12 protein-coding genes are annotated in these 14,341 nt (G+C 60.9%); 2 read left to right on the top strand and 10 right to left on the bottom strand.

The features are described 5' to 3' along the window. Positions 1–161 precede the first annotated feature (161 nt). Entirely contained in the window at positions 162–1,385 is a 1,224-nt protein-coding gene (locus L7A20_RS01210; protein ID WP_237222112.1) for a sodium/glutamate symporter, read from the top strand. A gap of 122 nt (positions 1,386–1,507) precedes the next feature. Here L7A20_RS01210 and fbaA read toward each other — a convergent pair whose 3' ends face one another. From fbaA to L7A20_RS01160, 10 genes are all read right to left on the bottom strand, one after another. After that, positions 1,508–2,533 carry a class II fructose-bisphosphate aldolase gene (gene fbaA, locus L7A20_RS01205; RefSeq protein WP_135012224.1) on the bottom strand — a complete coding sequence of 342 codons (1,026 nt, stop codon included), beginning with the start codon at positions 2,531–2,533 and terminating at the stop codon, positions 1,508–1,510. Between the two features lie 406 nt (positions 2,534–2,939). Continuing rightward, complete coding sequence (locus L7A20_RS01200) at positions 2,940–4,550, bottom strand: SLC13 family permease (RefSeq protein ID WP_237222111.1); 1,611 nt, start codon at positions 4,548–4,550, stop codon at positions 2,940–2,942. 141 nt (positions 4,551–4,691) lie between these two features. After that, entirely contained in the window at positions 4,692–6,155 is a 1,464-nt protein-coding gene (locus L7A20_RS01195) for an MFS transporter (RefSeq protein WP_237222110.1), read from the bottom strand. 262 nt (positions 6,156–6,417) lie between these two features. Further along, a complete protein-coding gene (locus L7A20_RS01190; protein WP_237199168.1) occupies positions 6,418–7,074 on the bottom strand; it encodes a TrmH family RNA methyltransferase in 657 nt (218 codons plus the stop codon). Beyond that, positions 7,075–7,656, bottom strand: a complete 582-nt coding sequence (gene pyrE / locus L7A20_RS01185) for an orotate phosphoribosyltransferase (RefSeq protein ID WP_237187354.1) — start codon at positions 7,654–7,656, stop codon at positions 7,075–7,077. Positions 7,657–7,763: 107 nt separating this feature from the next. Further along, complete coding sequence (locus L7A20_RS01180; protein WP_237222109.1) at positions 7,764–8,696, bottom strand: hypothetical protein; 933 nt, start codon at positions 8,694–8,696, stop codon at positions 7,764–7,766. Beyond that, entirely contained in the window at positions 8,689–9,603 is a 915-nt protein-coding gene (locus L7A20_RS01175; RefSeq protein ID WP_237222108.1) for an ATP-binding cassette domain-containing protein, read from the bottom strand. Before L7A20_RS01175 ends, L7A20_RS01180 begins: the two co-directional genes overlap by 8 nt. Further along, positions 9,600–10,016, bottom strand: a complete 417-nt coding sequence (locus L7A20_RS01170; protein ID WP_237206040.1) for a GntR family transcriptional regulator — start codon at positions 10,014–10,016, stop codon at positions 9,600–9,602. Before L7A20_RS01170 ends, L7A20_RS01175 begins: the two co-directional genes overlap by 4 nt. 184 nt (positions 10,017–10,200) lie before the next feature. Next, complete coding sequence (locus L7A20_RS01165) at positions 10,201–11,625, bottom strand: anthranilate synthase component I family protein (protein WP_237222107.1); 1,425 nt, start codon at positions 11,623–11,625, stop codon at positions 10,201–10,203. A gap of 108 nt (positions 11,626–11,733) precedes the next feature. Next, positions 11,734–12,063: a rhodanese-like domain-containing protein gene (locus L7A20_RS01160; RefSeq protein WP_237222106.1), complete on the bottom strand. Its 330-nt coding sequence runs from the start codon at positions 12,061–12,063 to the stop codon at positions 11,734–11,736. Positions 12,064–12,294: 231 nt separating this feature from the next. On the opposite strand from L7A20_RS01160, the gene L7A20_RS01155 reads away from it, so the two are divergent. Continuing rightward, positions 12,295–14,277, top strand: coding sequence for an OPT family oligopeptide transporter (locus L7A20_RS01155; protein ID WP_237222105.1), 1,983 nt, complete (start codon positions 12,295–12,297; stop codon positions 14,275–14,277). The last annotated feature ends 64 nt before the right edge of the window (positions 14,278–14,341 follow it).

The following is a 14,341-nucleotide window of genomic DNA, read 5'->3' as shown; positions in this document are numbered from 1 at the left end:
CCCACCAGCTACTCCCACGCCTGCCGACGGCAGGCGTCCGCGCACCCCGCTGTGACGAAAACCCAGCCGCACCACACCGAGGTGTCCCGTATAGTGTGAGAGGTCAACTTCGCCGACGAAGTGGAAAACACACACGATCACATAGATACAGAGAGACTCCTATGACGCTTGAACTCACCATGGTTCAGTCCGCCGGCTGGGCAGTGATGCTGCTGCTACTCGGTATGTGGATTAAGAACCGCTTCTACTTCTTCCAGCGCTTCGCTATCCCCTCGCCCGTCATCGGCGGCTTCCTCTTCTCCCTGGTCAACCTGGTCCTCAACCAGACCGGGGTGCTGACCATCAAGTTCGACACCACCCTGCAGAGCTTCTTCATGGTCATCTTCTTCACCTCGGTCGGCTACGGCGCCTCGCTCAAGGTGCTCAAGTCAGCCGGCTCAAAGGTAGGCCTCTTCCTGCTGGTCGCAACGGGTCTCTGTATCGCACAGAACATCGTGGCCGTCCTGGTCGCCCCCGTGGTCAACGTCGACCCAGCCCTGGCGCTCATGACCGGCTCCACCCCCATGACCGGCGGCCACGGCGTCTCCGGCGGTATCGCCCCGCTCGTTGAAGCCTCCGGCGTCACCGGTGCAGAAACCGTCGCCTACACCGCCGCAACCTTCGGCCTCATCGCCGGCTCACTCATGGGTGGCCCCGTCGCCAACCGCCTAATCATCAAGCACAACCTGCTCGAGAAGGAACCCTCCCACCAGGTCAACATCAACACCGCCCTGCTGACCGTACGCCCGCGCAAGCTCAACGCCGACAGCATCCTGCACGGCTTCATCATGATCCTGGTCGCCATGTTCATCGGTAGCTACCTCACCGAGGCCCTCAACTACCTGGTTGGCCAGCTCACCGACCGCGCCGCCTTCCCCAGCTACATGGGCCCCATGATCATCGCCATCGCCCTGCGCTACATCAGCGACCGCCGCAACTCCAAGGAATACCACGAGCTCGTGCCCGAGCAGGAGGTTGAAGTGCTGGGCAACATCGGCCTCAACGTCTTTTTGGCGATGGCCCTCATGAATATTCAGCTCTGGCAGCTGGCCGAGCTGGCTATCCCGCTCATCGTGCTCCTGCTAGCCCAGATTGCACTCATGTGGGTATGGGCTAACTTCGTTACCTTCCGTGCCATGGGCGCAGACTACGACGCAGCTATCCTCACCGCCGGCCACTGCGGCTTCGGCATGGGCGCAACCCCCAACGGCATCGCCAACATGGCTTCCCTGGTCACCAAATACAAGGCCTCCAAGCTGGCCTTCTTCATCCTGCCCATCGTCGGCGGCATGTTCATCGACTTCACCAACCTGGTGAACATCATGACCTTCCTGTCCATCGTCTAGCCGGGGCCGGCGTCCGCACTTCGCGGCACATTCACCACCACAACACAAAGGCACCGGACGCACCCGCACAAGCGGGAGCGTCCGGCGCCTTTGTTCTAGGCTAGCGAACCTAGCTACAGGGCTTACTTGCCGGAAGTACCAGCGGAGCCGAGCTGCTGAGCAGCCTCAACCACGCGAGCGGCCATGCCAGCTTCAGCAGCTGCACCCCATACGCGGGGGTCGTAGGTCTTCTTGTTGCCGACCTCGCCATCAACCTTAAGCACGCCATCGTAGTTGCGGAACATGTGGTCCACAACGGGGCGGGTGTAGGCGTACTGGGTGTCGGTGTCGATGTTCATCTTGATAACACCGTAGGAAACTGCATCTGCAATCTCCTGCTCGGTGGAGCCTGAACCGCCGTGGAAGACCAGGAAGAAGGGCTTTTCGCCCTTGCCGTACTTGGCGCCAACCTCGGTCTGGATTTCCTTGAGCAGTTCGGGGCGCAGGTGAACGTTACCGGGCTTGTAGACGCCGTGAACGTTACCGAAGGTCAGGGCTGCCATGTAGGTGCCCTTTTCGCCCAGGCCGATGGCCTCAACGGTCTTGATGGCGTCCTCAACGGTGGTGTAGAGGGAGTCATCGATAGCGCCTTCAACGCCGTCTTCTTCGCCGCCAACTGCGCCGATTTCAACTTCGAGAACCTGGTGGTTCTTGGAGGTGCGCTCGATCAGTTCCTGAGCGATCTTGAGGTTCTCTTCGAGGGAGATAGCGGAGCCATCCCACATGTGGGAGTTGAAGATGGGGTCTTCGCCGCGGGCTACAGCCTTCTCTGACTCTGCGAGCAGGGGCAGCACGAAGTCGTCGAGCTTGTCCTGGGGGCAGTGGTCAGTGTGCAGGGCGATGTTGACGTCGTACTGCTTGGCAACTTCGCGTGCGTAGGCAGCGAAGGCGAGAGAGCCGACAACCATGTTCTTCTTGTTGGGGCCTGACCAGTAGGCGGCGCCACCGGTGGAGGCCTGGATGATGCCGTCTGAGCCTGCTTCTGCGAAGCCGCGGATAGCTGCGTTCAGGGTCTGTGAAGAGGTGACGTTTACTGCGGGGTACGCAAAGCCCTTGGCGCGGGCGTTTTCGAGCATTTCTGCGTAGACTTCAGGGGTTGCAATAGGCATGCTGACTCCTTGGTTGTCGGTGGGGCCACCCGGTTGGTGGCCTGGTGTGAGTTGGTGCTGCACCCGGTGCGTGTAAGGACGCGGTGGGGCGAGCGCCTGCCTGCTTTTCAGTTTACCAAGGGCACGGCGGTAAAGGGTAGGTTTCCCACACTAATTTCGGACATAAACCCACAGAAAACCATGTGTTTCTGGGGGTCTTAAGCACCCTAACACCGGCTTTTGGTGCTTGCCGGTGTTAGGGTGTTGGGTTTTTATGGGTTTAGTGAGGAGTATTCAAAAGGTGAGTGAGGCAGGGTCGCAGCGCAGCTGCTGGCTCGGCGGCTGGCGTGAATCGCCCATGTGAGCGAAGCGAACCAGGCGAGAGGGTCGCAGCCAGCGCGAGCCTGCCAAACCTTTTGAATACGGCCTACAGCGCGAAGATCCACATGGCCAGGGTCATGGTCACTGCGGTGATTGCCACGATGGAGAAGAGGTTGAGCCAGAGGCCGCCCTTGACCATCTGCCCGATGGTGACGTAGCCCGAGCCGTAGGCGATGGCGTTGGGCGGGGTCGCTACGGGGAGCATGAAGGCGCAGGTGGCGGCGAGGGCGACGGGGATGGCGAGCAGCATGGGGTCGTAGCCCATGCCCATGGCGATGCCGCCGGCGACGGGTAGGAAGGTGGCTGCGGTGGCGGTGTTACTGGTGAGTTCGGTGAGGAAGATGACGCCGGTGGTCACCAGCAGCACGATGACGAGGATGGGCAGGGTGCCGAGGGCGCCGACGGAGTCGCCGATCCACTGGGTGAGGCCGGAGCTGGTGAACTGGCCGGAGAGGGCTAGGCCGCCGCCGAAGAGGAGCAGGACGCCCCAGGGCAGCTTGGTTGCGGTTTCCCAGTCGATGAGGCGCACGCCCTTGTTGGCGGTGCCACCGGCGGGTAGCGCAAAGAGCAGCAGGCCAACGGCAACGGCGATACCGGCGTCAGTGATGGGCGGTGACTTAGACCAGATGATAGGGACGAAAATCCAGGCCAGGGCGGCAGCGATAAAGATAATGAGCACGCGCAGTTCACCCGAGCTCATGGCACCGAGTTTGGCGTATTCGTTGGCGATGAGTTTCTTACCGCCGGGAATCTCTTTGATTTCGGGCTTGAAGAGCACCTTGGTGAGCAGGAACCAGCAGACAAAGAGCACGATCACCGACAGGGGTACTCCCACCAGCATCCACTGACCAAAGCCGATGTGCACGTCGTGGGTGTCTGCCATGTAACCGGCGAGCAGGGTGTTGGGCGGGGTGCCGATCAGGGTGCCGAGGGAGCCGATGGAGGCGGCGTAAGCGATACCCAGCATGAGGGCGGTTCCGAAGTCGGACTTGATCACAGCGTCCTTGACGGCCTGGTCGTCGGGGGATGCGCCGTCCTCAATTTTAATGTCGGTGGTGCCGCTGGCCTGGGCAATCAGCATGAGCACGGAGACACCGATGGGAATCATCATGACGGCGGTGGCGGTGTTCGAGACCCACATGGAGAGAAAGCCGGTGGCTACCATGAAGCCCGCAACCATCATGGAGGGCTTGGTGCCCATGACCTTGAGGGTCAGCAGGGCGATGCGGCGGTGCAGGTTCCAGCGCTGCATGGCCAGGGCGAGCAGGAAGCCGCCCATGAAAAGGAAGATGATGTTGTTGCCGTAGCTAGCGCCAATATCGTTGATTTTCACGTCACTGTTGAAGACCGGGAAAATCACCAGCGGCAGCAGGGCTGTGGCGGGGATGGGCAGGGCTTCGGTCATCCACCAGGCACCCATCAGGACGGCGGTGGCTGCGGTCAGGCGCGCGGCGTCGGGTACGTCGCCGGGCATGATGACGTAAACCAGGGCGGCTGCAAGCAGGCCGCCGAAGAGGCCGATGAGGCGCTTTTTGCGTTCGCCGGCTTCAACCTCTGGCGCCTGGGAGCCGCGCGAGCGGTGAATCTGGTCGATGGCCTGGGTGGGAGCTGCACTGTATTTTTGCAGGTGGTCACCCGTGATGTGGGGCTTGTCCATATCAACCTCACTCCATTGTGTGTGCTGATGCCGTAGGTAGCTGCTCTGGTTAAGAAACGGCTAACCTAGGCGGAATGTGTGTACAGGGAATGTTTTTACTGTACCTGATAAGCACTTTTATGAAGCGGGCGCGGGCTAGTGTTACCCCTCGCGCAGTTCGCGGCGACGGTCAGCGATAGTGAAGGTCAGACCGAGCGAGAGGGTGAGCACGATAGCCCCGAAGGAGGCAATCAGCCCCACGTTCCAGTGGGCACCCGATTCAACTAGCCCGTAGAGAATCGAGGGAATGATAGCTGTACCGATTGCCGTGCCCATACGCTGGCCCAGGGACAGCACGCCTCCGGCCACACCGCTAATAGCGGGCGGAACGGAGGCCAGTGTGAGGGTCTGATTGGGAGAAATCACCAGACCACCACCGGCACCAATCAAGATGAGAGGCACCGCCAGAGCCCAGACCGGCAGCAGCCCCTGCTCAACCGGGGTGACGGTAAGCATGGTGGCAAGAATCGAAGTGAGCGACAGCCCGAACCCCAGCATCACCATGCGGCGGCCCATAGCCAGCACGCGGCGTCCTGCCCAGGGAGCAGCAAAAGCAGACAGCAGGGACGAGGGAATCGTAATCAGGGCGGCGGTCAGCGCGCTTTGACCCAGGTGGTTCTGCACGTAAATGGGGATCACCAGCCAGACGCTGGTATTGCCCAAGAAGTAGAGGGTCACGATCATAATGCCGTTGCGGAAAGCCGGCTTGGTCACCAAATCAATGTCGAGCATGGGCGGGCGACCTGCCTTCTTGTAGCGCTTCTCCCAAGCGATGAAGAAGGCCAGCAGGGCTAGGCCGGCCGGCAGGGTGACCCAGACCAGCAGATTGCCGCTGCGCTCCACGAAGGGGAAGAGAACCGCGAAAATAGCTAGGGCAAGGGTTGCCATGCCCACGGGGTCAAGGTCGAGGCGGGTTCCGTGCGAGGGTGCGGACGCCCGGTCGTTGGGCACCCAGAGACGGGCCAGCAGGAGCCCGGCTAGGCCGATAGGCACGTTGACCAGGAACATCATGCGCCAGCCGAGAGCATCGCCGAAGATTTGTATGAGGAAGCCACCGAGCACCGGGCCCACAATGACGGCGAGCGCCACCACGGTACCGAACATGCCGTAGGCGCGGGCGCGGGCTTGGCCGGTGAAGTTGGCCTGGATGATGCCCGTGGTTTGGGGGTTGAAGAAGCCTGCGCCGAGGCCCTGGAGCACGCGGGCGGCGATGAGGATTTCGATGGTGGGTGCAATAGCGCTGAGCAGGGAGCCTAGGGTGAAGAAGGAAACGCCGATCATGAACATGCGGCGGCGGCCGGTGGCGTCACCGATGCGTCCTGCCGCAACCAGGGGCACGCCGAAGGCCAGGGCATAACCCGAGACTACCCACTGGGTCTGACTGGAGCCTGCGTTCAGGGAGTTCCCGATGGGGGTGAGGGCAACGTTGACCACCGAAATAGCCATGAGGGCCATGAAAAGCGGGGTGAGCAGGGCCGTCATGAGCTTGCGCGGGCTGCTGGTGGTGGGCAACTGGGTAGCGGGTGCACCCTGGGGGTTCTTGTTGGGTTCTGGTTTCGTAGCCATGCTGCACCTCTTTGCTCTCGTCTTTCACCTACAGAGCTATTCTAGACCCGCTAGTACATTAATAAAATACTTCAGGGGGAAAGTTTTTGCAGAAATGCAAGTGCTTATGAAAATCGCGGAGTGCCCACAAGAATTGTGGGCACTCCGCGACTCTCGTGGACACTCAGCGGATTGTTGGTGTACGGACGCCGGTGGGCACGAACGAACTGGCACAGCAGGCAGGCGCGACGGACGCCGTTGGGGCGGGCATCCGCTCCCAGGTCTAGCTCACCCGCTGGCCGAACTCGTGACGGCGTATCCAGGCATGCATGGCGATGCCGGCAGCGGTTGCTGCATTCATAGACCGGGTGGAGCCGTACTGCTCGATAGACAGGGTTGCCTCGGCGGCCGCGTGAATCTCCTCTGACAGGCCGGGCCCCTCCTGGCCAAAGACCAGGACGCAGTCCTTGGGCAGGTCGTAGGTTTCCAGCTGCTTGGAGTCGGGGAAGATATCAATGCCGATGATGGCAAGCCCCTCACCTTTCGCCCAGGTCACAAAGTCCTCGACGGTAGGGTGGTGGCGCACGTGCTGGTAGCGGTCAGTCACCATAGCCCCGCGTCGGTTCCAGCGCTTCTTGCCGATAATGTGCACTTCTTTCGCCAGAAAGGCGTTAGCGGTGCGCACCACGGTGCCGATGTTGAGGTCGTGCTGCCAGTTTTCGATGGCTACGTGGAAGGAGTGGCGGCGGGTATCAAGGTCGGCGATGATGGCGTCCATGGTCCAGTAGCGGTAGTGGTCAAGGACGTTGCGGCGGTCGCCCTCGCGCAGCAGCTCGGGGTCCCAGTGGTCGCCTTCTGGCCATTCGCCTTCCCAGGGGCCGACGCCGATTTCCCGCTCCGGGCTCTCGCTTTCGGGCTCGGTTGCTTCTAGGTCTGCCACTTAGTCCAGGCCCAGGTCGGTCTTGGAGTAGGCGTAGAGGCAGGGAACGCCCGCAACCTCTTCGATGTGCTCCTTGGCGCCGGTTGCGCGGTCAACGATAACGGCAACAGCTACAACCTCAGCGCCTGCCTTGCGCAGGGCTTCGACGGCAGTGAGAGCGGAGCCGCCGGTGGTGGAGGTGTCCTCGACAGCTACCACGCGGCGTCCTTCCACTGAGGGGCCCTCAACCTGACGGCCCATGCCGTAGGACTTCTGAGCCTTCCGCACCACGAAGGTGTCGATGGCGCGGCCCTGGTCGCCAGCGGTGCGCATGATGGCGTGACCGACGGGGTCAGCACCCATGGTCAGACCGCCGGCGGCGTCAAATTCGATTCCGGCTGAGTCGAGCAGGTCGAGCATGACCTGGCCAACCAGGCGGGAGGCCTCGTGGTGCAGGGTGATACGGCGCAGGTCGACGTAGTAGTCGGCTTCCTTACCGGAGGCCAGGGTGACCTTGCCGCGCACGACGGCTAGTTCGCTGATGAGCTCGCGCAGGCGTTCGCGGGCTTCTTCGATGGGGAGGGTGGTGGAGAGGTTAGTCATGCCTTTTAGTCTAGTAGACCGGCAGATATTTACCCCGCGAAAAGTGCAAGTGCCCCGTGAAAAGTGACAGGCACTTGCACTTTTTAGGGGGTAGCAGGCAGGGCAGGTTAGCGTAGGGACGCTCGGGCCCAGCTCACAGCGGAGAGCAGGTAGGCGGCGCAGAGGGGGAAGACGAGCAAACCGTACTTCCACACGATCAACTCAAGGGGAGGATGATCAAATACAGAGATATCCCGGTCAGCGACGCCGCCCTGAGCTGCAGCTAGCTCCCAGACGTTGTAGGTATCGTAATCGGAATGGAACTGGCCCCAGAGGGTGCCAATACCCATATCCCAGGCAGTTGCACCGAAGAGCTGACGGGAAATATTGAAGATGAGCAGGACCACTACACACAGCATCAGGCACATCGCCAGAGACCCCCAGCGTAGGGAGACTATGGCAATAAAGAGGGCTGCCACCTGCACAGCCAGCAGGACGATAAACCAGGTAGCTAGGTAATCTGTTACCGCGTATGCCCGCCCCAGGGTGCTGTAGGTCTTATCAAAGGCAAACGACCAGGTATCGAAGTCCTGGTTGAACACCTGCCACCCGCGCCCATAGCCCTTGTTCAGCAATTCGAGGGCAAGGGTTACAGCGTAGACCAGTGTGGCAAGGGCTGCCCGGTAGAGGGCTAAGGAGAGGTAGCCACGGAAGTAGTCCCAGCGCCCTAGTCCCATCCCCAGTATGAGCCGGGCATGTGACCGGTAGCTGAGGAGCATAGTCACACCCAGAACCAGGGGCAGGATAATGACCTGCATAGAGTTGTGGTTAATGAAGCCGCTGTAGTCCGCCAGCGGGTGGCCGGTCAGAACCGCATGAACCCAAGCGAGTCCCAGCATAAGTACTGCAACACCGAGCGGCAGGAACAGGGGAAGCAGAATGCTGGTAGCCCGCTCGCTCAGGAGCATACGGAAAACGGTACGAGTACCTCCCCCGGTACGGGTGGGCTGTGCTTCCGGTAGAGCTGGGTAGAGGGGCTCAGCGTGAAGTGTGCTAGTCATGGCGACCTCCTTGGGGCTCAAGTAGGGGTGAGTAGGTGGCGTCGCTGTGTACGGCCAGGGAGTCCTGCAGGCTGACGGGTTGAATGTGAACTCCGAGCGAGACCGCAAGCTGTTCGTTCGTTTCGGTGAGCGGGGCGGCGAGTAGGGCTGTGACCAGCGAACCGATTGCGCGCTGCCGGGCGACGGCGTCCACTAGTCCAGTACGGGCTAGGTAGACGTTGATAGCGTCTTGACTACCGGCAATTTCGTGGGCGCTGGTGGCAGCCTCGTCGTGGGACCCGTCGAGTACGAGGGCGCCGTCACGGAGCATCAGCACGCGGTCTAGCAGGGGCGCAATTTCATTGAGCAGGTGGGTGGAGAGGACGATGGTGCGTGGGTTGAGGGCAAAGTCAGTTAGGAGCCGGTCATAGAAAATGGTGCGGGCGACAGGGTCCAGGCCGGAGTAGGGTTCGTCCATGAGGGTGAGTTCTGCCCGGCTGGCGAGGGCAACGATGATTCCTAGGGCGGATGCCTGCCCATCGGATAGCTTGCGAGCCTTGGCCGCAGGGTTGAGGGCAAAGTCCTTGATGAGGGTATCAGCCAGGGTTTCGTTCCAGGCTGGATACGCTAGGCTTGCCAATCTCAGGACGTCCCGCACTTTCAGTCCGTCGGGGTAGGCCAGGTAGGTGCGTTGAAAGTGGGTTCGGGCAAGGATGCGCCCACTCGGCTTGGCACCAAAGAGTTCAACAGAACCGCTGGTGGGGGTAACCTGCCCGACGAGGGCAGCGAGCAAAGTGGTCTTACCGGAGCCGTTTCGCCCGGCCAGACCGTAGATAAGCCCCTCCTCCAGGGTGATGTTAATGTCTGAGAGGGCTGCGGTGGAGCCGTAGATTTTGGTGAGGCCCTGGGTGCGTACTACTGCCGTCATGACTGCTCCCCGCTTTCGCCGAGGGTCTGCAGGGAGCTCGCGCCTCCACCGCCCTCAACATTGAAACCGGCGCGGAGGGCCGTGAGAACCTCGTCCTGGCTCAGGCCCAGGGTACGGGCCTCATCAATGAGCGGGGTGATGTAGCCGGCAATGAAGTCGCGCCGCCGGTTAGTGCGCAGAATGTCTTGTGCCCCCGTTGCCACAAACATGCCTATACCTCGTTTCTTGTAGAGAACGCCCTGGTCGACCAGGAGGTTGACGCCTTTACCGGCGGTTGCAGGGTTGATCCGGTAGAAGAGAGCGAATTCGTTGGTGGAGGGAACCTGGCTTTCTTCGGCATAGGTTCCTGCCAGAATTTCGCTGCTGATATGGTCTGCAATTTGTTGGAAGATCGGCTTGTCACCGGTCAGCATGAGCACCTCCTTCTGTGTGGTTACCTAACCTGCCCAGCGGGCAGGCTAGTTGGTTAGTTACTCATGTAATTAACCTAAGTTGCAGAGCGGGGAAGCGCAAGAGTTTTTTAAAAAAAGAGGGGCAGGCTTCCGCCTACCCCACAGCTCACAGGGTTATTTACCTTATCGCAGCCCCTACCAGGTGCTACCTGGGCACAGCCGCCCGGAGCTTGGTGACCATCTCGTCATATTCAGCGGCCGGGTCGGAGTCAGCGACAATTGCCCCACCCGCGGCCAGGGTGATAAGGCCGCCCGAGTGGGCTACCAGCGTCCTAATGACGATGGAGAGGGCGGCTGAGCCGTCCGCTCCCAGGTAGCCCAGGGCACCGGAGTAAACCCCGCGGGCCCTGCCCTCAAGCCGGTCGATAATGGCCATGGTGGCGGCCTTGGGCGCCCCGGTCATGGAGCCGCCGGGGAAGCAGGCGGCGACCGCATCTAGGGCGGTGATGCCCGGACGCAGCTGGGAGACGATGGTCGAGACCAGCTGGTGCACGGTCGAGTAGGATTCCACCCCCATCAGCACCGGCACCCGCACGCTCTCGGGGTGGGAGACCAGGGAGAGGTCGTTACGGAGCAGGTCCACGATCATGAGGTTTTCGGCCCGGGTTTTGGGGTCATGCGCGAGCCAGGCGGCCGCCTGGGCATCTTCATGAGCGGACGCACCCCGCGGCACAGTGCCCTTGATGGGCTTGGCTTCGGCGCGGCCCTCAGCGGTGACGGTCAAGAACTTCTCGGGCGAGGACGAGAGCACCGTGAAGTCATCGCACCGCAAGAAGGCGGCATAGGGGGCGGCGTTAGCCTGCCGCTGGGCCAGATAGAGGCTCAGAAGTTCATCGGCACCCAGTGGGGTGGGCAGCTGCTGGGAGGTCTCAGCCGTCAGGCACACCTCGTAGCTGTTGCCCTCAGCAATCTCGGCCTGGGCGGTGGCAATAGCAGCTAGATAGTCCGTTCGATCGGGCAGGGGGAAGTCGGGTAAAACTACCCGCGAAGCATATTCTTGACCGGCTATAGATTCAGGTGAAGTGCTGGTTTTAAGCAGTTTTTGTGCGGTCTCTTCAACCCAGTCAGCGGGCCCAACCAGCCAGGCTTTCCCGCTATCGTGCTCGTAAATTAGGTAGTGGGTGGCGGGCATCCAGAGGGCGTCGGGGGTGCGGGCCACCCGCTGGGGGTGTTCGCTGTGGAAGGCGGTGACTTCTAGGTCTGCGTGAGCCTCATAGCCCATAAACCCCACATAGCCGCCCAGTAGGACGTCGGCAGGCGGGGCGTCCTTACCCTCGCCAAGTTCGGGGCGCGGCGCGGACTCCAGGAAGTCGGGAAGCACCTGCCAGATGCTGCCGCGGTAGGTCTGCTGGGGGCGTCCACTCACATCAAGTAGGTCCACCTGCCCCGGCTGCGCGTAGCGCAGCACTCCCCCACTCAGGGGCGCCCCCAGGTAGGAGTAGCGGGACATGGGAGACTCGTCGCGGGCCGAATCCAGCCAGAAAGCATAGGGAGAACTATCAGCCAGTAGAGGAAAAGCGGCGGCGGGGTCTACCGGGAAATTCAGGGCACGACAGGTTAGAGAAGTCACCGACTCATTGTAACGGGGTAGGCAGGGGTTTTACCTGCGCAAGCCTGGCTCGAGGCTGACGCCCAAGGGTGGCTTGCGCAGGTAAAACCGCAGCTACCCGCCATCAAGCTAGCGAACCTGCGGGGTTTCGCCGTTTTCTGAGACCATGGGTTTCTCGGCGTCCTGCCAGGCACCCATACCGCCGATAACGTTGATGGCATCGAAGCCGTACTGGGTCAGGTAGGCTGCGGCGCGCAAGGAGCGGCCACCAGCGCGGCAGATGACGTAGACGTCCTCATCGAGGGGAACTTCGCCGTAGCGCTCGGGCACCTCACCCAGGGGAATGTGCTGGGCGCCTTCGATATGGCCTTCTACCCACTCGTAATCTTCGCGCACGTCCAGAATTTTGGCCCCTGCGGGGATTTCATCGACGGTGACCTGACGTAGATCCTCGTTCATAGCGTTGCCTTTCGGTTGGTTATTTCGCCCCTTACTCTAGCCCTAGATAGCTCTGCATGGCTAGCCGTTTCACCCAACGCCAACAGGTACGGACCCTACCTTTGCATCTTTAAATATATGCACTCTGAAGTTTAAATATGCTAAGTAACAGGAGTATTGTTGAGGCTGGTTTCAGAAGCAGCTCCACCTGAAACGCACCGCATTGGCATATTTTTTGGAAACGAGTTGATCTTGTCCTCACGTAAAGTAGAGGCACCAGCCCCCACTGGTTCCTCCAGTCCCATCCGCGAGTTTACGCTCCGCGCTGTTATCCTCGGTGGTCTTATCACCCTGGTCTTCACGGCTGCGAATGTCTACCTGGGCCTCAAAGTTGGCCTCACCTTCGCCACTTCTATTCCCGCTGCCGTTATCTCCATGGCAATTCTGCGCAATTTTAAGAACCACTCCATCATGGAGAACAACATTGTGCAGACCATCGCTTCGGCAGCCGGTACCCTTTCAGCAATTATCTTCGTTCTGCCCGGCCTGGTCATGATTGGCTGGTGGGCGGGCTTCCCCTACTGGACCACAGCATTTGTCTGCGCTATCGGCGGCGTCCTGGGCGTTACCTATTCCATCCCTCTACGCCGTGCACTGGTCACCGGCTCAGATTTGCCCTTCCCCGAGGGCGTAGCAGCAGCTGAGGTGCTCAAGGTCGGCAATGACCAGGGCTCTGCCGAAGAGAATCAGAAGGGCCTGCGCATGATTGTGTGGGGTTCACTGGCATCTGCTGGCTTCGCCGTCCTGACCTCGCTGAAGGCTGTAGCAGGCGGCTTCACCCAGTTCTTCCGCCTCGGCGCGGGTGGCACCATGATCAGTACCTCCTTCTCCCTGGCTCTGATCGGCGTTGGCCACCTGGTTGGCCTGGCCGTCGGTATCTCAATGATCGTTGGCCTGCTCATCTCCTACGGCGTGCTACTGCCCATGCGCACCTCAGGCCTGCTACCGGCGTCCGGCGATATCTCAGACGTTGTCTCCTCAACCTTCTCCCAGGACGTCCGCTTCATCGGTGCGGGTACCATGGCTGTTGCTGCGGTCTGGACCCTCGTCAAAATCATCGGCCCCATCGTTAAGGGCATCAAAGATTCTCTTGTTGCTTCACGCGCCCGCCAGGCTGGCCAGACCGTTGATATCACCGAGCGTGACATCCCCTTCTCCACCGTCGCCGGTGTAACCATTGGCGCCATGATCCCGGTCGGTCTGTTGCTCTGGCTCTTCGTCAAGGACACCGCCATTGCCCACCACACCGGAACCCTCATCGTTCTCTCCATCGTCTACGTGCTGCTTGTGGGTCTGATTGTAGCTTCTATCTGCGGCTACATGGCAGGTCTGATCGGCGCATCGAACTCACCCATTTCAGGTGTGGGCATCATCGTCGTCCTGTCTGCGGCCCTGCTCATCAAGACCGTCATCGGCAACGACGCAGACACCGCCTCCCTGGTCGCTTACACCCTCTTCACCGCTGCCGTGGTTTTCGGTATTGCCACGATTTCTAACGACAACCTGCAGGACCTCAAGACCGGTCAGCTCGTCGGCGCTACCCCCTGGAAGCAGCAGGTTGCCCTGATTGTCGGTGTTCTCTTCGGCTCTGCCATCATCCCGCCCGTTCTGCAGCTGCTCCTGACCGGTTTCGGTTTCGCTGGCTCCCCCGGTGCTGGTGAGGAGGCCCTTTCGGCGCCTCAGGCTGCCCTGCTCTCCAGCGTAGCCGAGGGTATCTTCGGCAACTCCCTCAACTGGGAACTGCTGGGCCTCGGCGCTATTATCGGCGTGGTTATTATTGCCATCAACGAGGTTCTGACCGCTACCACCAAGGGTAAGTACTCCTTGCCTGCCCTGGCTGTCGGTATGGGCATGTACCTGCCTATCGCTCTGACCCTCATCATTCCCGTTGGCGCCCTGCTGGGCTTCCTCTACAACCGCTGGGCTGCCAAGCAGCGTAACGCTGAGGGCGCCGAGCGCATGGGCGTGCTGGTAGCAACCGGCATGATCGTGGGCGAGTCACTGTGGGGCGTTATCAACGCCGGTATTATCGCAGCGGCGGGCAACCCCGATGTCCTGGGCATCTTCGGTGACCAGTGGGTTGAGGGTGGCGGCTATTACCTGGCTCCGGTCGTCTTCATCCTGATTATTTGGGCCCTCTACCGCAAGGCAAAGAAGGACGCCGTAACCTCCTAACTTTCTGCCCTTCGCCACTTCTTCTGAAAGGGGACCGCAGAACCAAAAAAGGACCGCATATTTC

This window comes from Rothia nasimurium (assembly GCF_928381415.1).
Taxonomy (GTDB): Bacteria; Actinomycetota; Actinomycetes; order Actinomycetales; family Micrococcaceae; genus Rothia; species Rothia nasimurium_H.
This window is presented reverse-complemented; position numbering and strand designations above follow the sequence as displayed.